We start from the raw sequence: 20,634 nt of genomic DNA, 5'->3' as shown, positions 1-20,634 counted from the left end.
AACGATAATCTCCACTATCGTGCGACGCTCCGCGTCGGCATGCATTTCTGGACGCTCTGCGTCCGGTCCCGGTTGGATGTCGCGTGCGTTGAGACCGTAATGTTCATGACCAATCCCCAACAATGTCACTTATTGTCCACTTACTCCAATGTCAGTAAGCTCCGCCCCATGAGCAAAAACATCAGCAATCCCGCAGCAGGTCGTGGTCCGGTGGACCATGAGATTCGTGATCAGATCGTGATTGCGGCCACCGAACATTTCAGCCAGTACGGTTACGGCAAGACCACCGTGTCCGATCTCGCCAGGGCGATCGGCTTTTCCAAGGCGTACATTTACAAGTTCTTCGAGTCCAAACAGGCCATCGGCGAGATGATCTGCGCCCACTGCCTGAGTGAAATCGAGGCCGAAGTCAGCGCCGCAATCAGCCAAACGGACCAGCCACCGGAAAAGCTGCGACGCATGTTCAAATCAGTCGTTGAGGCCAGCATTCGCCTGTTTTCGCAGGACCGCAAGCTGTACGAAATCGCCACATCGGCAGCTACCGAACGCTGGCAGGCAACGTTGGTTTACGAGGAACACCTCAAGGCAACTCTCCGGGACATTCTGCAGGAAGGCCGACAGACCGGCGACTTTGAGCGCAAGACGCCTCTTGATGAAACGGTCATGGCGATCTATTTGGTCATGCGCCCTTACATCAACCCGCTGCTGCTGCAATACAGCTTCGAGCACACCGACGAAGGGCCAAGTCAGTTATCCAGCCTGGTGCTGCGCAGTCTGTCGCCTTAACAAAGCAACACCTGTGACTATTGACTAAATTGGTCACTGTAATCAAAGTGCAGACACTGATCACTGCACATTGAGATTCCCATGCTCCGGCACCGATTCGTTTTGCTTGCTCTCGCCAGTGTTCTGCCGGCTGTCCTGACCGGCTGCAACGAAAAAACGCCAGCGGACCCGCGCACAGACGCGCCACTGGTGCGCGTTGCGAGCCTCCAGGAGGCCGGCCTGGAGCCCCGTTCCTTCACCGGAACCGTGGCGGCGCGGGTGCAAAGCGATCTTGGTTTTCGGGTGTCCGGCAAGGTGCTGGAGCGGTTTGTCGATACCGGGCAGGCCGTCAAGCGCGGTCAACCGTTGATGCGTATCGACCCAGCCGACCTGAAGCTCGCTGCCAACGCCCAACGCGAAGCAGTGAATGCGGCCAGAGCCCAGGCAAAGCAGGCCGCAGACGAAGAGATACGTTACCGAAGCCTGCGCAGCAGTGGCGCCATTTCAGCGTCAAGCTACGACCAGATCAAGTCGACGGCGGATTCGGCCAAGGCTCGACTCAGTGCAGCCGAAGCGCAGGCAGAAGTTGCTCTCAATGCAACTCGCTACGCAGACCTTGTGGCGGATGCCGACGGCATTGTCATGGAAACCCTCGTTGAGCCCGGACAGGTCGTCAGTGCAGTGCAAGCCGTGGTACGGGTGGCACACGCCGGACCGCGTGAAGCGGTTATTCAACTTCCGGAAAACCTGCGCCCCCGTATCGGTTCTACCGCCCAGGCCACGCTGTTCGGCAATCAGGACCTCAACGCCACAACACGGTTGCGACAGCTGTCGGACGTTGCGGACCGTCAGACCCGCACCTTTGAAGCTCGCTGGATACTCGAGGGCGAGATGGCAAATGCCCCACTGGGCACCACCATCACCGTGAAAATCCCCAGCGCAGATAGCGCCGGGCAAAGCACGTTGCGGGTGCCAATCGGCGCACTGTATGACACAGGCAAGGGACCGGGCATCTGGGTCATTCAAGGGGAGCCAGCACAGGTTTACTGGACGCCAGTAGTGGTTCAGCAGCTTGATGACGAGCAAGCCAGCATCAGTACGCAGCTCAAGCCAGGCATACGAATAGTCGCACTTGGCGCGCACCTTCTGCACGAAGGTCAGCAAGTAAGAGTGACCGCTCAAGCGGCTTTGGCACAGAGCGCGCGCCCATGAGTAATGACCGTTTCAATCTGTCAGCGCTGGCCGTCCGCGAGCGCTCGATTACCCTGTTCCTTGTTTACCTGATTTCGCTGGCCGGGATCATTGCCTTTTTCAAACTGGGCCGGGCCGAAGACCCGGCATTTACAGTCAAGGTAATGACCGTGGTGTCCGTCTGGCCGGGAGCAACCGCCCAGGAGATGCAGGATCAGGTGGCGGAGAAGATCGAAAAACGCCTTCAGGAGCTGCGCTGGTACGACCGCGCTGAAACCTACACCAGACCGGGCATGGCATTCACAACCCTGACTCTGCTCGACAGCACGCCGCCGTCGCAAGTGCCGGATGAGTTTTACCAGGCGCGCAAGAAAATCGGTGACGAGGCCATGACCCTTCCGTCCGGGGTTATCGGGCCGATGGTCAACGACGAGTATTCGGACGTCACCTTCGCGCTGTTCGCGCTGAAGGCCAAAGGCGAGCCGCAACGCGTACTGGCGCGTGACGCCGAATCGCTGCGCCAGCGCTTGCTGCATGTGCCGGGAGTGAAGAAGGTCAATATAGTGGGCGAGCAGCCCGAGCGAGTCTACGTCGAGTTCTCTCACGAGCGACTGGCAACGCTGGGTATCAGCCCTCAAACGGTATTTGCCGCGCTGAACGACCAGAACGCGCTGACCGCCGCGGGTTCGGTCGAAACCCGAGGACCGCAGGTATTTATCAGGCTCGACGGCGCTTTCGATGAGCTGCAGAAAATTCGCGATACGCCTGTTGTGGCACAGGGCCGGACATTGAAGCTGGCGGACATTGCCACAGTAAAACGCGGTTACGAAGATCCGGCGACGTTCATGATTCGCAACGGCGGCGAGCCTGCGCTGCTGCTGGGGATTGTCATGCGCGATGGCTGGAACGGGCTGGACCTGGGAAAGGCACTGGACCAGGAAGTGGGCGCGATCAACGCCGAACTGCCACTGGGCATGAGCCTGAGCAAGGTCACGGATCAGGCCGTCAATATCAGTTCGGCGGTCGATGAGTTCATGATCAAGTTCTTCGTCGCACTGCTGGTAGTCATGCTGGTCTGTTTTATCAGCATGGGCTGGCGTGTCGGTGTGGTGGTTGCTGCCGCCGTCCCGCTGACCCTGGCGGTGGTCTTCGTAATCATGGCCATGAGCGGCAAGAATTTCGACCGGATCACGTTGGGCTCGCTGATCCTGGCACTCGGGCTGCTGGTAGATGATGCGATCATCGCCATCGAAATGATGGTGGTGAAGATGGAAGAAGGATACGACCGCGTCGCTGCCTCTGCGTATGCCTGGAGCCACACCGCCGCGCCGATGTTATCCGGCACGCTGGTCACCGCCGTCGGCTTCATGCCCAACGGCTTCGCGCGCTCCACGGCAGGCGAATACACCAGCAACATGTTCTGGATCGTCGGTATCGCGCTGATTGCCTCGTGGGTGGTCGCCGTGTTCTTCACCCCGTATCTGGGCGTCAAATTGTTGCCTGATGTGAAGCAGATCGAAGGTGGACATCAGGCGCTTTACAACACGCCGCGCTACAACCGCTTCCGTCGGATTCTGGCGCGCGTCATTGCAGGCAAATGGCTGGTAGCAGGCTCGGTCATCGGGCTCTTTGTGCTGGCCGTGCTGGGCATGGGACTGGTCAAGAAACAGTTCTTTCCAGTGTCCGATCGTCCTGAAGTATTGATCGAACTGCAGATGCCTTATGGCACCTCGATTTCTCAAACCAGCGCAGCCGCTGCAAAAGTGGAAAGCTGGCTGGCTGAACAGGCGGAAGCCGGGATCGTCACCGCCTACATTGGTCAGGGTGCGCCACGCTTCTACATGGCGATGGGGCCGGAATTGCCTGATCCGTCATTTGCCAAGATCGTGGTACGTACCGACAGCCAGGAACAGCGTGAAACGCTGAAACACCGATTGCGCCAGGCTATTTCCGAGGGACTGGCTGCAGAAGCGCGGGTAAGGGTCACGCAACTGGTCTTCGGCCCCTATTCGCCCTACCCCGTCGCTTACCGTATTGCCGGACGCGACCCGGAAACACTGCGCAGCATTGCGGCGCAGGTGCAACAGGCTCTGAACGCCAGCCCGATGATGCGCACCGTCAATACCGACTGGGGCACACGTACTCCGGCGCTGCATTTCACTTTGCAACAGGACCGTATGCAGGCCATGGGGCTGAGCTCCAGTCAGGTGGCTCAGCAACTGCAGTTTCTCCTGACAGGTCTGCCCGTTACGGCAGTGCGCGAGGATATTCGCACCGTGCAGGTGGTTGCACGCTCCGCTGGCGACACCCGACTTGATCCGGCAAGGATAATGGACTTCACCCTCACCGGCGTCGACGGGCAACGTGTTCCGCTGTCGCAGATTGGTACCGTTGATGTGCGTATGGAGGAACCGGTGATGCGACGGCGCGACCGCACGCCGACCATCACTGTGCGGGGCGACATAGCCGACGGCCTGCAACCACCGGATGTGTCGGCAGCCATAACCCGACAGTTACAGCCAATTATCGACAAGCTGCCCAGCGGTTACCGGATCGAGCAGGCAGGTTCAATCGAGGAGTCCGGCAAGGCCATGACAGCGATGTTGCCATTGTTTCCGATCATGCTGGCGGTCACGCTGATCATTCTGATTCTTCAGGTGCGTTCGATATCCGCCATGGTCATGGTCTTCCTGACCAGTCCGCTGGGGCTGATCGGTGTGGTGCCTACGCTGATCCTCTTTCAGCAGCCATTCGGCATCAATGCACTGGTCGGGCTGATCGCACTGTCCGGCATTCTGATGCGCAACACGCTGATTCTGATCGGCCAGATACACCACAACGAGCAGACGGGGCTCGACCCGTTTCAAGCGGTGGTCGAGGCCACCGTACAACGTGCGCGCCCCGTGATACTGACGGCGCTGGCCGCCATTCTGGCCTTTATCCCGCTCACCCATTCGGTATTCTGGGGCACGCTGGCCTACACGCTGATCGGCGGCACCTTTGCGGGTACGGTGCTGACCCTGGTGTTTCTGCCGGCCATGTACTCGATCTGGTTCAGGATCAGGCCGGATGGCAGCGGGCGAAGACTGGAGACACAGCCCGCCTGAATTCAGTCAGTCGGAAAATGCAGACGCCCTAAAGGTGTATAAGGCGCAGGATCAATAATGGGCTCGCGGTTCAGCAGCAGGTCAGTGATCAACTGGCAGGAAGCCGGGGCCAGCACCAGGCCGTTGCGGTAATGACCGCAGTTGAGCCAAAGGCCATCAAACCCGGCCAGCGGCCCGATGAACGGAATGCCCTCGGGCGAGCCGGGACGCAGGCCTGCCCATTGGGCGACAGGTTCAGCGTTGGCCAGCTCCGGAAGCAATTCGATGGCCGACGCCTTGAGGCTTTCCAGCGCGGCATGCGTGGTGGTCTTGTCGAAACCTTCATGCTCCAGGGTGCTACCGATGAGTATGTGGCCGTCACGGCGCGGGATCGCGTAGCGCCCTTTGGCCAGCACCATGCTCGACAGAAAGTCCGACGCACACTTGTAGAGAATCATCTGGCCTTTTACCGGCTCGACCGGCAGGTCCAGACCAAGGGTCTTGAGCAGTTCACCGCTCCACGCGCCCGCCGCCAGAATCACCCGATCCCCGGTTACATCGCCTGAAGGCGTGCTAACGCCTGAAACCCTGCTGCCCTCACGCACGAAACCGCTGGCTTCGCACTGTTCGCGAATCTCGACATTGGGCATCGCCAGCAAGGCAGCCTTGAGCGACTTGACCAGCCGGGGATTGCGCACGTTGGCCACGTCGGCCATGTAGATAGCCCGCGAATAGCCCTCCCCTAGAACCGGTACGGCATCATTCACCGCCGAGATATCGACACTGGTCAACGAGCGTTTCTGGCGCACCGCCCATTCAAGCGCGGCCTGTTCGTCGTCAATGTCGAGCCAGTACAGGCCTGTCTTGTGAACCTCGGGATCGATACCGGTCTGTGCGAGCAGCCGCTCGGCGAGATGCGGGTAGAAGTCCTGCGACCAGTGCGCCAGCGCGGTGACTGCCGGGCTGTAGCGCCACGGGTAAAGCGGCGAAACAATTCCGCCGCCCGCCCAGGAAGACTCCTGGCCAACGCCCGAACGATCCAGCAGCACGACACTGACCTGCTCGGAGGCGAGATTGAAGGCGGTCAGCAGACCTATGACGCCACCGCCTACAATGACTGTTTTTTGCTTGGACATCTTGGTCTCGGGACAAGAAAAACGGTTTTAGCGGCCCCAGCAGTCTTTGGTGGTCACGCCCGAGGTAGCGCCAGTGTTGCTGCGCGCACCGGTGTTGGTGATCACGAAACTGCCGCACTTGTCACCGGCCATCAGCGTGCCGGCTATGGGTGTAGCCGTCAGGGTGAAGTCGGTGGCAGTGGGTACCAGCACTATCGTGTAATAGGAATTGCCTCCGCTCACGGTAGCGCCTACATAAGTAGAAGTAGACGAATTGCTTCGCGAATAAAAGCGTTCCAGCGCTTGGGTCTGCTCTGACAGCAGGCTGGCAATCGCCGACCGCTGGGTACGCTTCACGTATTCGGTGTAGCTGGGATACGCGATGGCCGCCAGAATACCGACAATCGCCACGACGATCATGAGTTCGATCAACGTAAAGCCCCTGGATATCGCTCGCATGATTCGTTTCCCTATTGGATTTGTCGCCACATGATGCGTTGGCTGCCACTCCCGCCCTTTTCCTGCAGAGGCTCAGCCGGATTGCCCGTGGAGTTATTAACGATCTTCACATCATTGCCGTTCCCGGCACCCGAGACGATAGCTGAGACGACCGGGATGCCGGTGTACCCCAGTCCCGCGACAAGCAGGTCTGAACTGTTGATAGCGCTATCGCCGCTGGTATCGAGCACCTGATAGTTAAGCATGCTGCCAGTCGCGGCATTGAGCTCGAATAAACGACCGGTGCCGGTGCTCTCACAAGGGTCGGCGGAGTTTACGGATGCAGTCGAGAAAATAATCCGGCCCCTACTGGTCTGCGCGGGATAAATGATTCGCTCCCCCAGATAGGGTGCTACGGCGGAGAGCGGCATGTACCAGCCTTTCTTGACTGACCAATCCACATCATTGGTTGTCGATGTGAAATAGGTAGTTCCGTTACTGATGACGCTGCCATTGACCGCCTGCGCCTGCAGGTTCGCCTCGACAGTGCTACCCGTTCCGGAGTCGGCATCCCATATCGCGTAAAAGTCCTGAAGGGCAGTGGTTTGCTTGTCTGCAACTTCCAGAAACTTGCCTGTCCCGAAATAAACGATCTTGCCATTGAGCGGATGATCGAGCACGAAGGGTTGAACCGTTATCGGTTGGTTGGCACCACGCGGTGCCGTGAACAAAGGCGCGCCGCCAAAAGCCACTTTCCAGCTGGCGACGGTTGCACCACTCATGTCGAACTTCCACAGCCGCCCTTTCAGGTCGCCCGCGTAGGCAGCCTGAACCACGTTCTGAGCGTTGACACGCAATTTTACCGAAGAAAGCCCGTTATCGGTTTCATTGTTAAGCACCGGCGTCTGGATCTCGGCAATGAACGCCCCGGTATTGGCATTCAGTACATACAGCGACGCTCTGCCGGTGAAACTGCCATAACCGTTCCCGACCACCATAATCCCGGTGCCATCCGCCATCCGCGCGACATCCGGTTTGGAATAAGCGTATCCAAGATTGTTGAATTTGTTGTTGGTGTCGGACGTGTCAGGTGCCTTGACCTCCCATAACGCGCTGACGGTGTTACTCGTCCCCTCAAATAGCTTGATTGCGAAGAACGCCTTGCCACCAGCCCCGGTCCCACCATAAGCGACGGTGCGCCACGCTGAACCGGCTGACAATTGCGTATCAAACACTGCAATCTGCCCATCCACGGTGAACTTGTGCACGCCGGATCCATAAGTGGTCGATGCGATGGTAGCCAGTGAAGTCAGGGCGGTGGATGGCATGTAGGCGTATCGTCTTGAACCATCACTGGTATTGATAACGTTGAAAAAGCCGTCATTGGCATTGGCCAGAATGCTGGGAGTCATGCTGTTTGCCTTGGTGGCCAGATAGGTGGTGTAAGTGGTGTCACCTGTCAGGTCGGCGGCGGTCTTTTGTGAAGGGAATGCAGTACCAAGCGAAGAGTTGACTATATCGCCCAGCAGCCGGGTACGTGTCCTGAACTTCGCGTTGGTGGTCCCCTTGGCCCAGGCGATAAGCTCTGCCCCGGTGGCATTGGTTGGCAAGGTAGCGTTCAGTGCCGTCTGTTGAGCAGTGCTGAAGGCGTTGTAATCCAGAGCGATCCTCCCCGGAGTGGCAACGTTCCAGGATTCGAAGACCGGTGCCGTTGCCCCACTGACGATGGCGGTGTCGGTAGTCCAGACCGGTGCACTCAACGCTCCATTGGTCTGATCCAGGTTGTAGGCTCTGATAGTGCCATGCCAATCGGTCGGGTCGTAAAGCGTCTGGTAGAACTGAGTCCCCGACTGGAGCGTTGATGAGTTTGCCGCCCCGCCTGCGCCAGACCCGACCTTGGCATAAATGTCGCTCAATGCCAGATTCAAGGCAGATGTCAGCCCTGCGCTGTCATTGGCCTGGAAGTATTTGCCATGGCCATGATTATCATCGGTCGCATCGTTCAACATCTGATTCGATGCAGTGAACCCGATGGTATAGGTGCTCATATTCTGTTTCACAAAGCCTGCGGTGTCCCAGCTTTTGCCGGTCAGGTCGCCCCCGGCAGTCACAGCATCCCGGCGCAGATCAATGTCATAGGCGAACTTGGCAAGATCGTCCAGATACAGCGTATCTCCCTCACCATCGCCAGACAGGTTGGCACCGTCATTGGCTGCGTTCAAATCCCAGTTGGGTAGCGAGCGAGTGGTGTCCAGGACATCGTCAGGGTCGTTGGTGGGGAACGTACGATCATAGGTGGGCAAGCCATCGGTAATCACGACGCCATAGTTTTTCTGGCAGCGGTACTGGATCGGACTCACATAGGTCGATCCGCTTTGATAGAACGGCGTCATCCCCCGGAAGTAGCGGGTGATCTCGTAATAGGTTTCAGCCAGTGGGGTATTGGCTGACGGGGTCAGGTTGGTGATGGCCGTTTTGAGGTCAGTAATATTCTGCGTAGCCTGCTGTTGAGAGACGCCAGTGGTTTGATAAGTGCTGACCGCTACCGGAGAGAGGTCCGCGACCACCCTGGCAATCTTGCCTCCGGGACCAGGATCACTGTTTGTGGGTTGGTTGAAAGACGCGAGGCCAATCCTGAGCGATGTATTGTTGGTCACCAGATTGGTCGCCACGGCTTTCGCGACGTTCATTCGATAGTCATTGGGAATTACGCCATTGGTGTAGTTTCGAACACCAAAAAAGTTGGGGCTGACCAGATCAATGAGATAAGACAGGTAATCAGCGGTATAACGGGTCAGCCCGCTACCGGCTGGATCCGGCAAATTAAGGCAGTACTGAATGCCATTGCGAAATACTGCACGACCGCCAAATGGACACATGAGTGAAAGCGTAAATATGCTGTTGGCGTTGATATCCCCCACCGACAGGGTCTGGTCGTCCGAAATGGTGCTCATGAACGGGCACGCTACGGTAATCAAGCCACTCAGGCACTGAGTCGAGTAGTAACCAATATTCGGACGATTGACCGATGCGTCAAACCCTGAATCCCAGATGATGTTGTACATACTGCCCGAGTTATCGACCAGCAACATAAGGTTTGGTGGCACCGCCGGAGAGCTCAACAGGGGCACTTGCGCTGGCGTGAAGGCATAAACCGGGCTTGCCAGATACAGCGCAAGCAGCGCGCCATAAAGGTATTTCAAGCCACCACGAAGCGCCTTAGCAATTGGCATAGATACTCTCCAGCACCGTTCGCGAGGTGCCTTGAATGGCGATGGCTGTTACCCGATACATCGTTACCGAGCCCGTACAATTTGCAGGACGTTTTATGGGCGTAGGTGTTGTACCCAGATTCTGAATGCCATACATCGCAGCGCTAGTTCCGATCCAGGTCACCCCGGAAGTGCCCAACCCCGGATTCTGTACCGTTGTCGAATCAACAGGCGGGGCGCAGGCAGCAAATGAGTTACAGACTGCCATTGCAAAACTGGACTCCATGATCCTGGACTCACCGAGACGAAGCTGTGCCTCGGCTGCCTGAAACGAAACATTACGAACCGTCACACTGCCCGCCATCTTCTCCTGCAATGTGGCGTTCTGCATGGAGGAAATGCCCAGCAATGTCAGCAGCAACAGGAACACGAGACTGACCAGCAGCACCATGCCGCGCTGTCTGGCAGGGAAAGCGTAAGTCTGTGTTGAGGTGAAATGCATGGTCTTGTTCATACCCGGCCCGTTCACAAGCGATTACGCAGGTAAGCAACAACGTTGTACTGCTGACTCTTGACGATGCCATTCTGCCCATCCTGCAGCGTCAGACTGATACGAACGCTACGAACGTTAGCAGCATTGGCCTTGGTGACTGCCGTGGTATAGAATATCGGGTTGCCTGCCATTCCAAAGGAAACTGTAAAATCCGCGACATTCTGCAATAGCGGTTGTACATCGCCGCCCGTACCGTACTGGATGGTCAAATTTGTACCGGTAAGCTTGTAAACCAGCTGCCGCAGCGGAAAAGCCGTTTCCCCCGCAGCAGGTGCCCGACTGTTTGCGTAGAGCTGTGTAGTAGTCTGGCAGTTTGAAACGATAGTCCAGGTCGGCGTACCGCCTGCGGTACCTACATCGGTCGTCACCAGGGTGAGCGTCCTGGTCGGGTTATCCCAAAGAATCGGATTATCCAGCGCAGCAGGCCAAGGGACTGCGGGAGCTACAGGCGTGTAATTGCTGAAACTCAGGCAACCATACATACCCGTCATCCGGATTTCCTGAGTCAGTTTACTCAGTATGAACCGGGCATCTTCCTGCATCCGGGCAGCTGCATTCTGGCTTTGATAAGTGCCTCTGGCGGCGGTGAATATCTGCACGATACCCAGGCTGACAACCAGCCCCAGCACCAGCGCCACCATGATTTCGACCAGACCGAAGCCTTTGGACGGCTTTCTCATGGGTTGACCCCGATCCGGGAGACCAGTTTGAAGATCTGAGTGGTCGGGCTGACGGTCGTATTCCCTGTTGCCTGATTGCTCGAACCCGCAGCGCGTGCATCGCTCCAACCAATGATGATAGTCACCTCCGGAGCCTTGCTGACATCAATACTGCCCGTGCCGCTTGCGCCCGCAAAATTAACGATATTGGTTTTGAAATCATACAAATCCTGCACCCTGGCATCGTTCGGGTTGGCGACTTGCTCCGTAGCCAGACTCGCCAGGGCATAGTTCGCCAGGACATTGGTCGACCCGTTGGCACTCGCATTGCCATCAACATTCGCCCGAATACGATCCATCATGTCGTACGCAATGAAGCTGGCTTGACTGGTCATGGCCGAACTGTCGGTGTATTTGAGGGCATTAAGCTGGATAGCGGCTGCCCCAAGCAGGCCTATAGCCAGGATAAGTACCGAAACCAGCACCTCGATCAGGGTCATGCCGGTCTGGCGATGTCGGGTTTCATTGGGCATTGCAGCTTCCACTGAGGACGATCCGGCCTGTCAGGCAGATACTCATGGTTTTGGTAGTACTGCCTCGGGTGTAGGTCATGGTTACCAGCGAAGACGGCGCGATTAGCCCGCCCAAATTATTGAAATCGAATGCCGCCACATTGGGATCCGCCACCAACGTACCGCCGCTGCTCATTGCAGCCACTGTACGAAGCGCCTTCTTGTTGGCATCGGAAACCAGATAAACCTGCAGTTCGCCAGTCCACGCTGTCCCGTTGGTCGGCGCAATACGCACCGTCACTCCCCGGTTTATCGCCTCAAGTCGCGCATAGTTGAGCGCCCGCTGCAAATCGCTGAGCTCGGTGTCGGCCTTGTTGCTCTGGATGGAGCTGGTGAAATTCGGGATAGCGATAGCCGCCAGGATGCCCACCAGGGACACAGTGACTAACAATTCGATGAGGCTGAATCCCTTGGCTATATGACGCATTGAGTGTCTCCTAGACGTTACGACTATAAGGCAGCAATGCCGCAGGAAAATCCATAGCGGGACGTACGGTTGTTTTGTGACGACGAACGCCCGCAAGGTTCTGAAACCGCGGTTTCCAGGGAGGAAAGCATATGAGGCATGCAGGGTTCACACTGATCGAATTATTGATCGTCATTGCACTGATCGGCATTCTGGCCAACGTCGCAACACCTTCTTTCAAGCAACTGATCGAATCCAGTCGCGGGCTCGCCGCCGCTCAGGAGCTGGCCAGCGGTATCCGTTCGGCAAGAGTCGCCGCTATAACGCGCAATCAGATTGTGACGATTCATGCCATTGAAGGTGACTGGAGCAACGGCTGGCGGATCATACTCGACCTGGACGGCAAAGGCCCCGACGAAAACGATACGCTGCTTGTAGAGCGCGCCAATGGCGGAATGACCCGCGTGGTCGGCAACCAGAAAGTGACGGAGCGACTGAGTTTCAACGGCCTGGGCAACTTGCGCAACAGAACCAACGGCACGTTGCATGTGTGCCTAAACGACCAGCCGGTCAGCAGCTATCGCGTGATAGTTGCGCCGACTGGACGGGTCAGGATAGAGGACACGAAGCGTGATGTTGCGTTGTGCGGCTAGGCAGCTTCAGAGCAGCGACTTGACGCGCAATTCCTTGGGCATGGAGAACGTGATGTTCTCCTCGCGACCGGCGAGTTCATCCGCACCGGTGGCGCCCCAGGCTTGCAATTGCTGGATCACACCACGCACCAGAACTTCCGGAGCGGACGCGCCAGCCGTGATGCCAATACGCTCGACGCCTTCGAACCAGCCTTGTTGCATGTCCTCGGCACCGTCGATGAGGTACGCCGGAGTCGCCATGCGCTCGGCCAGTTCGCGCAGGCGGTTGGAATTGGAGCTGTTCGGACTGCCCACTACCAACACCACGTCACACTCGTCGGCCAGTTGCTTGACCGCATCCTGACGGTTTTGCGTGGCGTAACAGATGTCGTCCTTGCGCGGCCCGCCAATGGCCGGGAAGCGCTTGCGCAACGCGTCGATCACCCGGCTGGTGTCGTCCATCGACAAGGTGGTCTGGGTCACGAACGCCAGGGAATCAGGGTTGCGCACTTGCAGGCTGGCGACGTCCTCTTCGTCTTCGACCAGATAGATCGCGCCGCCATTGCTGGCGTCGTACTGGCCCATGGTGCCTTCGACTTCCGGGTGACCGGCGTGGCCGATCAGGATGCACTCGCGGTCGTCACGGCTGTAACGGGCGACCTCGATATGCACCTTGGTCACCAGCGGACAGGTGGCATCGAATACTTTCAGGCCACGGCCAGCTGCTTCGGTACGCACCGCCTGGGAAACACCGTGGGCGCTGAAGATGACAATGACATCATCCGGCACCTGGTCCAGCTCTTCGACGAAGATCGCACCACGAGAGCGCAGGTCTTCGACTACAAATTTGTTGTGAACGACTTCATGGCGCACATAAATCGGCGGACCAAACACTTCCAGAGCGCGATTGACGATTTCGATCGCGCGGTCCACTCCGGCACAAAAGCCGCGGGGGTTGGCGAGTTTGATTTGCATGCTGTGCCTCATGGTTGGTACGGGCAGCCCGGCCTGGGCCGGGCTTGATGGCGAAGGTCAGGAAGCCAGAATCGCCTTCACTTCGAAGATTTCCACTTCAAAGCTCAGTGTCTTGCCTGCCAGCGGGTGATTGAAGTCGATGGTGACCTGATCATCATCGAAAGCCTTCACCACGCCGGGCAATTCGGTATTGGCGGCGTCGTTGAAGATCACCAGCAACCCTTCGGACAGTTCCATTCCCACAAACTGCGAGCGTGGCATGATCTGCACGTTTTGTGGGTTGGGCTGACCAAAGGCGTTTTCCGGCGGAATTTCCACGGTCTTACGATCGCCCGCCTTGAAGCCGAAAATCGCCATTTCGAAACCGGGCAACAGGTTGCCGTCACCAACCTTGAACGTGGCCGGAGCCTTTTCGAAGGTGCTATCGACGGTATCGCCGTTTTCCAGACGCAGGGCGAAGTGCAAGGTGACCTGCGTATTCTGACCGATGCGCAGCTCACCAGACGAGCCTTGAGTCGAAGACTGCTCAGTCATTGACGGTTTCTCCGGTTTTCTTGCTCTTGAACATATCCAGCGCCAGCATGATTGCGCCGACAGTGATCGCGCTGTCAGCGACATTGAACGCCGGGAAGTACCAGCGGTTCTGCCAATGGACCAGAATGAAGTCGATCACATGGCCCAGCACAATACGGTCGTATAGGTTGCCCAGTGCGCCGCCAAGTACCAACGCCAGTGCAACAGCCAACCATGTATCGTCGCGCCCCAGACGCTTGAGCCAGACGACCAGCACGGCACTGACCACAATGGCGATCAGGGCAAACAACCAGCGCTGCCAGCCGGCACCGTCTGCCAGAAAACTGAAGGCAGCACCGGTGTTATAGGCCAGGGTCCAGCTGAAGAAGTCCGGAATCACAATGATCTGTTGGTACAGGCTCAAGGCGTTCTCGAAGTAATACTTGCTGGCCTGGTCAATGACCAGAACCAGCACGCTCAACCACAGCCAGGCCAGACGGCCAAACGAGGCGTTAGGCATAGTGACGGACCTCGCCTGCACCGCTGATGTTGTCTACACAACGGCCGCAGATTTCCGGATGCTCAGGGTTTACCCCCACATCCTCGCGATGGTGCCAGCAACGGGCACACTTGGCGTGGCTGGACTTGAGCACTTTGAGTTTCAGGCCCGCGACCTCGGTAACCACCGCATCAGCCGGAGCAGACACCAATGGAGCAACGCTGGCAGTCGAAGTGATCAGCACGAAGCGTAGTTCGTTGCTCAGCTTCGACAGATCGGCGACCAGCGAATCTTCAGCGTACAGGGTCACTTCGGCCTGCAGGTTGCCACCAATGGCCTTGGCCGCGCGCAGGTTTTCCATTTCCTTGTTGACCGACGTCTTCACCGCCATGATCCGTTCCCAGTAGGCGCGGTCCATTTCGAAGTCGGCAGGCATTTCAGTCAGGCCTTCATACCAAGTGTTGAGCATCACCGATTCGTTGCGCTCGCCTGGCAGGAACTGCCACAGCTCGTCGGCGGTGAACGCCAGGATCGGCGCGATCCAGCGCACCAGCGCTTCGGAGATGTGGAACAGTGCGGTCTGGCAGGAACGACGCGCGGTGCTGTCGGCAGCCGTGGTGTACTGGCGATCCTTGATGATGTCCAGATAGAACCCACCCAGCTCCTGCACGCAGAAGTTGTGGATCTTCGAGTACACGTTCCAGAAGCGGTATTCGCCGTAATGCTCTTGCAGCTCGCGTTGCAGCAGCAGCGTGCGATCCACGGCCCAACGGTCCAGCGCGAGCATTTCTTCAGCCGGCAGGATGTCGGTTGCCGGGTTGAAGCCCGACAGGTTGGAGAGCAGGAAGCGCGCAGTGTTGCGGATACGACGGTAAGCATCGGCGCTGCGCTGCAGGATCTGGTCGGAAACGGCCATTTCGCCCGAATAGTCAGTCGCCGATACCCACAGGCGCATGATGTCCGCACCCAGCGAGTCGTTGACCTTCTGCGGTGCTACCACGTTGTTTAGCGACTTGGACATCTTGCGGCCGTTCTCGTCGACCACAAAGCCGTGGGTCAGCAGCTCGCGATACGGTGCGTGATCGTCCAGCATGCAACCGGTCAGCAGCGACGAGTGGAACCAGCCACGGTGCTGGTCGGAACCTTCCAGGTACAGATCGGCACGTGGACCGCTTTCATGGCCCATCGGATGCGAACCGCGCAATACGTGCCAGTGCGTGGTGCCCGAGTCGAACCAGACGTCCAGGGTGTCGGAGATCTTGTCGTACTTGGCAGCCTCGTCACCCAGCAGCTCGCTGGCGTCCAGCTTGAACCAGGCTTCGATGCCCTCTTTCTCGACACGCTGCGCCACTTCTTCCATCAGCTCGACGGTGCGTGGGTGCAGGTCGCCGCTTTCCTTGTGCAGGAAGAACGGAATCGGCACGCCCCAGTTGCGCTGACGCGAGATGCACCAGTCAGGACGGTTGGCGATCATTGAATGCAGACGCGCCTGGCCCCATGCCGGAACGAACTCAGTGTCTTCGATGGCCTTGACCGCACGCTTGCGCAGGGTCTCGCCGCTCTCAGGCTGTTTGTCCATGCCTACGAACCACTGCGCGGTGGCGCGGTAGATCAATGGCGATTTGTGGCGCCAGCAGTGCATGTAGCTGTGGCTGATGGTTTCGGTGTCCATCAGGCTGCCGACTTCGACCAGCTTGTCGATGATGTTCTGGTTGGCCTTGAAGATGAACTGGCCACCGAAGAACTCCAGCGATTCGACATACACGCCGTTGCTCTGCACCGGGCTGATGATGTCGTCGTTGCTCAGGCCGTACTGCTTGCAGATATTGAAGTCGTCTACGCCATAGGCAGGCGAGGAGTGAACGATACCGGTGCCAGCACCCAGCTCGACATAGTCAGCCAGATAGACTGGCGACAGGCGGTCGTAGAACGGGTGGCGGAAGTTGATCAGCTCCAGCGCCTGACCGGTGGTGGTCGCGATGACCGTGCCTTCCAGCTTGTAACGGGCCAGACAGCTTTCGACCAGTTCGGCGGCCAGTACCAGCAGTTTGTCGCCGACATCGACCAGCGCGTATTCGAACTCGGGATGAACGTTCAGCGCCTGGTTGGCAGGGATCGTCCACGGTGTGGTGGTCCAGATCACGATGGAGGCAGGCTTNNTGCCCAGCGCGGGCAAGCCGAACGCCGCCGCAAGTTTTGCCTCATCGGCGATCGGGAACGCGACGTCGATGGTCGAGGACTTCTTGTCCTGATACTCGACTTCGGCTTCAGCCAGTGCCGAGCCGCAATCGAAACACCAGTTGACCGGCTTGAGGCCCTTGAAGACGAACCCGCCCTTGACCATCTCGGCCAGCGCGCGGATTTCCCCGGCTTCGTTGGCGAAGTTCATGGTCAGGTATGGATTGCTCCAGTCGCCCAGCACACCCAGGCGGATGAATTCTGACTTCTGGCCTTCGATCTGCTCGGACGCATAGGCGCGGCACAGCTCACGCGTACGGTCTGCGGAGAGGTTCTTGCCGTGGGTCACTTCAACCTTGTGCTCGATCGGCAGACCGTGACAGTCCCAACCCGGCACGTACGGGGCATCGAAGCCCGCCAGGGTCTTGGAACGCAGGATCATGTCCTTGAGAATCTTGTTGACCGCATGACCGATGTGAATATTGCCGTTGGCGTACGGAGGACCGTCGTGCAGGACGAACTTGGGACGATCCTTGCCAATCTCGCGCAGCTTCTGGTACAGGCCAATGCTGTCCCAGCGCTGCAGAGTTTGCGGCTCGCGCTGGGGCAGGCCGGCCTTCATAGGGAAGGCGGTGTCCGGAAGATTTAGCGTGGCTTTATAGTCAGTCATTTCAGGCTCTTGTTTAGCGGTTAGCCATGCCAATGGGCACGGGCGGCGGCGACGTCCGCATTGATCGCCGTCTTGAGCGCCTCCAGTGAGGCGAAACGCTGCTCATCACGCAGCTTGTGGTGGAAAGCCACCGTCAAACGCCGGTCGTAAAGGTCGCCGGCAAAATCCAGAAGGTGCACCTCAAGGTGGGCACTGCCATCACCCGCTACCGTCGGGCGCACACCGATGTTGGCGCCCCCCGGCCAGGTTTTGCCATCGATTTCCGTGCTGACCAGGTAAACCCCGCTCAACGGCACACGACGACGCTTGAGTTGCACATTGGCGGTGGGCGTACCCAATTGACGCGCCAGCTTCTGACCATGCAATACCCGTCCAGTGATCTGGAACGGACGACCAAGCATGCGTTCGGCCAGGGCAAAATCCGACGCAGCCAAGGCCTTGCGTACCTTGGTACTGCTGACCCGGATGCCATCTATTTCAACGGTCTGCGCCGCTTCTACAGTAAACCCATACGTCGTGCCGGCCTGTTGCAGGAAGTCAAAATCGCCGACCCGGTCAAAACCGAAGCGAAAATCGTCGCCTACTTCGAGGTGTTGAACGCCGAGGCCGTCGATCAGCACGGTTTCGACGAAACTCGCGGCACTCAGCTTGCACAGTCGCTGATTGAAGGACAGGCAAAGTACCCGGTCAACGCCTTCGGCACTCAGCAGCTCGAGTTTGTCACGCAGTCGGGCCAGACGTGCCGGAGCGGTCTCGGGAGCGAAGAACTCACGCGGCTGCGGCTCGAAAATCACCACACAGCTGGGCACACCCAATTCGACGGCACGCTCGCGCAGACGCGCCAGGATAGCCTGGTGGCCGCGGTGAACGCCGTCGAAATTGCCAATCGTGGCGACGCAGCCCCGATGTTCGGGGCGCAGGTTGTGAAGGCCTCTAACCAGCTGCATAACGCACTTCTTGCTCATAAAGTGGCCGATTATAACCACACACGGCCGTGGGCGACAGGCAACACTCCAAGACCGGATGAAGGTTCTTGGCGTGGCCCCAGAAAACAACGATCAAACCGGGCCTACATAATGGCCTTGCGGGCGAAATCCCTCAGGCGAAAGCCCAGCAACAGAAGCATGGCGAAGTAAGTCACGACACCCGCCGCAACCAGCGCCCCCAGACGCAGAAAGCGCTCCAGCATATGACCTTCGTCCCACGCCGGCATGACGTGCATGAGCCCGAGCAGCACAGCCGACATCACCGCAACAGCCACCACCAGCTTCAACAGAAACACAGTCCAGCCAGGTTGCGGCTGAAACAGGTCCTGTTTGCGCAGCTGCCAGAACAGCAACCCAGCGTTGATACACGCCCCCACACTAATGGCCAGCGCCAGACCGGCATGTTGCAAGGGCACGATGAAGGCCAGGTTGAGCAACTGAGTCACTATGAGGGTGAAGATCGCGATTTTCACCGGGGTGCGGATATTTTGTTGGGCATAAAAGCCGGGGGCCAGCACCTTGATCAGGATGATCCCCAGCAAGCCGACTGAATAGGCAACCAGAGCACGCTGGGTCATGCCTGAATCAAGCGCATCGAATCTACCATACTGGAACAACGAAACGGTCAACGGCTCGGCGAGCAACCCCAGCGCCAATGTGCAAGGCAGGACCAGCACGAAACACAGTCGCAGCCCCCAGTCGAGAATCCGCGAATATTCCTGACGATCGCGCTGCGCGTAGGTTTTCGACAGGATCGGCAGCAGGATCGTACCCAGCGCAACACCCAGTACGCCGGAGGGTAATTCCATCAGACGGTCGGCGTAGTACATCCATGACACCGAACCGGCGACAAGGAACGAGGCAAATATCGTATTGATGATCAGAGAAATCTGACTGACAGAAACGCCAAGGATGGCGGGCAGCATCTGTTTCATTACGCGCCAGACGCCGGTATCACGCAGATTCAGGCGCGGCAGTACCAGCATGCCGATCTTTTTCAGGTGTGGCAGTTGGTAGAGCAGCTGTAGCAGGCCGCCGACCAGCACCGCCCAGCCCAGCGCCATGACAGGGGGATCGAAGTACGGGGTCAGAAAAAGCGCGAAGAAGATCATGCTGACATTGAGCAGCGTCGGCACGAACGCAGGCACCGAGAAACGGTTCCAGGTATTGAGGATCGCCCCGGCCATCGATGACAGGGAGATCAGCAATATATAAGGAAAGGTCACCCGCAGCAGGTCCGAGGTCAGCGCAAACTTCTCCGGGGTGTCGACAAAGCCGGGCGCGGTGGCCCAGATCACCCAGGGTGCAAAGATCACTCCGAGCAGCGTCACCAGCGCCAGCGCCAGGGTCAGCAACCCCGTGACGTAAGCGACAAACGTGCGGGTCGCCTCCTCCCCTTGCTGGCTCTTGTATTCCGCCAGGATAGGCACGAACGCCTGGGAAAAAGCGCCCTCTGCGAAAATCCGGCGCAGCAGGTTGGGCAGTTTGAAGGCGATGAAGAACGCATCGGTGGCCATTCCGGCTCCGAAAGTGCGCGCGATGATGGTGTCGCGAACAAAGCCCAGAACCCGGGAAACCATAGTTATAGAGCTTACGGCGGCGAGTGACTTGAGTAGATTCATTGAAAGAGTTGTGCGCCTTGGCAAAGGATGGGCGATTAAGCCCGCCATTTATGCGATACTTCGCGCCGCAAAAACGCCCGAAGCAAAGGCCGCGAGTTTACAGGTCACAGGCCGGAAATAAATCCTCCGGTCAAATGTAGCAACCACTCAGCGGAACACCTTAACTGCCCTTGACAAGACTTCAACTCATCGGCATGATTCGCGGCCTATTTTGTTTGCTATTTCACAAAGTCTTTCGAGGAGCTCGACGGTGGCCAACACACCTTCCGCCAAAAAACGTGCAAAACAGGCTGAGAAGCGTCGCAGCCACAACGCCAGCCTGCGTTCCATGGTTCGTACCTACATCAAGAATGTAGTTAAAGCCATCGACGCAAAAGACGCAGAAAAAGCGCAAGCCGCTTATGTTCTGGCCGTTCCTGTTATCGACCGTATGGCCGATAAAGGCATCATCCACAAGAACAAGGCTGCTCGCCATAAAGGTCGTCTGAACGGTCACATCAAGGCTCTGAGCCTTGCTGCTGCAGCCTAAGCGACCCGCTTGTTAAAAAACCGACCTCAGAGA

At 58.1% G+C, this 20,634-nt stretch carries 18 protein-coding genes; 5 read left to right on the top strand and 13 right to left on the bottom strand.

The genetic code is table 11. The features are described 5' to 3' along the window. Positions 1-168: 168 nt before the first annotated feature. The 3 genes from ALO64_RS18285 to ALO64_RS18275 all read left to right on the top strand — a co-directional run bounded on the left by ALO64_RS18285 (position 169) and on the right by ALO64_RS18275 (position 5,063). Positions 169-786, top strand: coding sequence for a TetR/AcrR family transcriptional regulator (locus ALO64_RS18285; RefSeq protein WP_002551994.1), 618 nt, complete (start codon positions 169-171; stop codon positions 784-786). 81 nt (positions 787-867) lie between these two features. Further along, complete coding sequence (locus ALO64_RS18280) at positions 868-1,977, top strand: efflux RND transporter periplasmic adaptor subunit (RefSeq protein ID WP_044343855.1); 1,110 nt, start codon at positions 868-870, stop codon at positions 1,975-1,977. Continuing rightward, positions 1,974-5,063 (top strand): efflux RND transporter permease subunit, encoded by a 3,090-nt coding sequence (locus tag ALO64_RS18275; protein ID WP_044343854.1) that lies wholly within the window; start codon positions 1,974-1,976, stop codon positions 5,061-5,063. The genes ALO64_RS18280 and ALO64_RS18275 overlap by 4 nt, the downstream gene beginning before the upstream one ends. A 2-nt stretch (positions 5,064-5,065) precedes the next feature. Here ALO64_RS18275 and thiO read toward each other — a convergent pair whose 3' ends face one another. From thiO to ALO64_RS18240, 7 genes are read right to left on the bottom strand one after another with little or no spacing between them, the layout of a single operon-like run. After that, on the bottom strand, positions 5,066-6,178 hold the full coding sequence (thiO, locus tag ALO64_RS18270; RefSeq protein WP_044343853.1) for a glycine oxidase ThiO: 1,113 nt from the start codon (positions 6,176-6,178) through the stop codon (positions 5,066-5,068). Positions 6,179-6,205: 27 nt separating this feature from the next. After that, on the bottom strand, positions 6,206-6,616 hold the full coding sequence (locus ALO64_RS18265) for a type IV pilin protein (RefSeq protein WP_016981459.1): 411 nt from the start codon (positions 6,614-6,616) through the stop codon (positions 6,206-6,208). 11 nt (positions 6,617-6,627) lie between these two features. Continuing rightward, positions 6,628-9,828 (bottom strand): pilus assembly protein, encoded by a 3,201-nt coding sequence (locus tag ALO64_RS18260; protein ID WP_044343852.1) that lies wholly within the window; start codon positions 9,826-9,828, stop codon positions 6,628-6,630. Next, complete coding sequence (locus ALO64_RS18255) at positions 9,815-10,321, bottom strand: pilus assembly PilX family protein (RefSeq protein ID WP_005733842.1); 507 nt, start codon at positions 10,319-10,321, stop codon at positions 9,815-9,817. Before ALO64_RS18255 ends, ALO64_RS18260 begins: the two co-directional genes overlap by 14 nt. An 11-nt stretch (positions 10,322-10,332) precedes the next feature. Beyond that, positions 10,333-11,040, bottom strand: a complete 708-nt coding sequence (locus ALO64_RS18250; RefSeq protein ID WP_044343851.1) for a PilW family protein — start codon at positions 11,038-11,040, stop codon at positions 10,333-10,335. Further along, the gene (pilV, locus tag ALO64_RS18245) at positions 11,037-11,552 is read right to left on the bottom strand and encodes a type IV pilus modification protein PilV (RefSeq protein WP_005733840.1); all 516 of its coding nucleotides are present in this window, start codon (positions 11,550-11,552) and stop codon (positions 11,037-11,039) included. The genes ALO64_RS18250 and pilV overlap by 4 nt, the downstream gene beginning before the upstream one ends. Next, positions 11,542-12,018, bottom strand: a complete 477-nt coding sequence (locus ALO64_RS18240) for a GspH/FimT family pseudopilin (RefSeq protein WP_044343850.1) — start codon at positions 12,016-12,018, stop codon at positions 11,542-11,544. Before ALO64_RS18240 ends, pilV begins: the two co-directional genes overlap by 11 nt. Before the next feature lie 131 nt (positions 12,019-12,149). On the opposite strand from ALO64_RS18240, the gene ALO64_RS18235 reads away from it, so the two are divergent. Then, entirely contained in the window at positions 12,150-12,650 is a 501-nt protein-coding gene (locus tag ALO64_RS18235) for a GspH/FimT family pseudopilin (RefSeq protein WP_044343849.1), read from the top strand. Positions 12,651-12,656: 6 nt separating this feature from the next. Here the strand turns inward: ALO64_RS18235 and ispH are convergent, their stop codons facing one another. From ispH to murJ, 6 genes are all read right to left on the bottom strand, one after another. Continuing rightward, entirely contained in the window at positions 12,657-13,604 is a 948-nt protein-coding gene (gene ispH / locus ALO64_RS18230) for a 4-hydroxy-3-methylbut-2-enyl diphosphate reductase (protein WP_044343848.1), read from the bottom strand. Between the two features lie 57 nt (positions 13,605-13,661). Further along, positions 13,662-14,138 carry an FKBP-type peptidyl-prolyl cis-trans isomerase gene (locus ALO64_RS18225; protein ID WP_002551981.1) on the bottom strand — a complete coding sequence of 159 codons (477 nt, stop codon included), beginning with the start codon at positions 14,136-14,138 and terminating at the stop codon, positions 13,662-13,664. After that, positions 14,131-14,637: a signal peptidase II gene (gene lspA / locus ALO64_RS18220; RefSeq protein WP_005733836.1), complete on the bottom strand. Its 507-nt coding sequence runs from the start codon at positions 14,635-14,637 to the stop codon at positions 14,131-14,133. The genes ALO64_RS18225 and lspA overlap by 8 nt, the downstream gene beginning before the upstream one ends. Then, positions 14,630-17,464: an isoleucine--tRNA ligase gene (gene ileS / locus ALO64_RS18215; protein ID WP_054991775.1), complete on the bottom strand. Its 2,835-nt coding sequence runs from the start codon at positions 17,462-17,464 to the stop codon at positions 14,630-14,632. The genes lspA and ileS overlap by 8 nt, the downstream gene beginning before the upstream one ends. A 20-nt stretch (positions 17,465-17,484) precedes the next feature. Continuing rightward, positions 17,485-18,411 carry a bifunctional riboflavin kinase/FAD synthetase gene (ribF, locus tag ALO64_RS18210; RefSeq protein ID WP_044343847.1) on the bottom strand — a complete coding sequence of 309 codons (927 nt, stop codon included), beginning with the start codon at positions 18,409-18,411 and terminating at the stop codon, positions 17,485-17,487. A gap of 122 nt (positions 18,412-18,533) precedes the next feature. Next, positions 18,534-20,072, bottom strand: coding sequence for a murein biosynthesis integral membrane protein MurJ (gene murJ, locus ALO64_RS18205; RefSeq protein ID WP_044343846.1), 1,539 nt, complete (start codon positions 20,070-20,072; stop codon positions 18,534-18,536). Positions 20,073-20,322: 250 nt separating this feature from the next. On the opposite strand from murJ, the gene rpsT reads away from it, so the two are divergent. Beyond that, on the top strand, positions 20,323-20,601 hold the full coding sequence (gene rpsT / locus ALO64_RS18195) for a 30S ribosomal protein S20 (protein ID WP_003344603.1): 279 nt from the start codon (positions 20,323-20,325) through the stop codon (positions 20,599-20,601). Positions 20,602-20,634 lie beyond the last annotated feature (33 nt).

This window comes from Pseudomonas meliae (genome assembly GCF_001400515.1).
GTDB classification, from domain to species: domain Bacteria; phylum Pseudomonadota; class Gammaproteobacteria; order Pseudomonadales; family Pseudomonadaceae; genus Aquipseudomonas; species Aquipseudomonas amygdali.
The sequence above is the reverse complement of the archived record's forward strand: the minus strand, read 5'-3'. Positions and strand labels throughout refer to the sequence as shown.

Bases quoted from the DNA above. Each gene is read 5' to 3' on its own strand.
- ALO64_RS18285 (WP_002551994.1), top strand. From the start codon at position 169: ATGAGCAAAAACATCAGCAATCCCGCAGCAGGTCGTGGTCCGGTGGAC.
- ALO64_RS18280 (WP_044343855.1), top strand. From the start codon at position 868: ATGCTCCGGCACCGATTCGTTTTGCTTGCTCTCGCCAGTGTTCTGCCG.
- ALO64_RS18275 (WP_044343854.1), top strand. From the start codon at position 1,974: ATGAGTAATGACCGTTTCAATCTGTCAGCGCTGGCCGTCCGCGAGCGC.
- thiO (WP_044343853.1), bottom strand. From the start codon at position 6,178: ATGTCCAAGCAAAAAACAGTCATTGTAGGCGGTGGCGTCATAGGTCTG.
- ALO64_RS18265 (WP_016981459.1), bottom strand. From the start codon at position 6,616: ATGCGAGCGATATCCAGGGGCTTTACGTTGATCGAACTCATGATCGTC.
- ALO64_RS18260 (WP_044343852.1), bottom strand. From the start codon at position 9,828: ATGCCAATTGCTAAGGCGCTTCGTGGTGGCTTGAAATACCTTTATGGC.
- ALO64_RS18255 (WP_005733842.1), bottom strand. From the start codon at position 10,321: ATGAACAAGACCATGCATTTCACCTCAACACAGACTTACGCTTTCCCT.
- ALO64_RS18250 (WP_044343851.1), bottom strand. From the start codon at position 11,040: ATGAGAAAGCCGTCCAAAGGCTTCGGTCTGGTCGAAATCATGGTGGCG.
- pilV (WP_005733840.1), bottom strand. From the start codon at position 11,552: ATGCCCAATGAAACCCGACATCGCCAGACCGGCATGACCCTGATCGAG.
- ALO64_RS18240 (WP_044343850.1), bottom strand. From the start codon at position 12,018: ATGCGTCATATAGCCAAGGGATTCAGCCTCATCGAATTGTTAGTCACT.
- ALO64_RS18235 (WP_044343849.1), top strand. From the start codon at position 12,150: ATGAGGCATGCAGGGTTCACACTGATCGAATTATTGATCGTCATTGCA.
- ispH (WP_044343848.1), bottom strand. From the start codon at position 13,604: ATGCAAATCAAACTCGCCAACCCCCGCGGCTTTTGTGCCGGAGTGGAC.
- ALO64_RS18225 (WP_002551981.1), bottom strand. From the start codon at position 14,138: ATGACTGAGCAGTCTTCGACTCAAGGCTCGTCTGGTGAGCTGCGCATC.
- lspA (WP_005733836.1), bottom strand. From the start codon at position 14,637: ATGCCTAACGCCTCGTTTGGCCGTCTGGCCTGGCTGTGGTTGAGCGTG.
- ribF (WP_044343847.1), bottom strand. From the start codon at position 18,411: ATGCAGCTGGTTAGAGGCCTTCACAACCTGCGCCCCGAACATCGGGGC.
- murJ (WP_044343846.1), bottom strand. From the start codon at position 20,072: ATGAATCTACTCAAGTCACTCGCCGCCGTAAGCTCTATAACTATGGTT.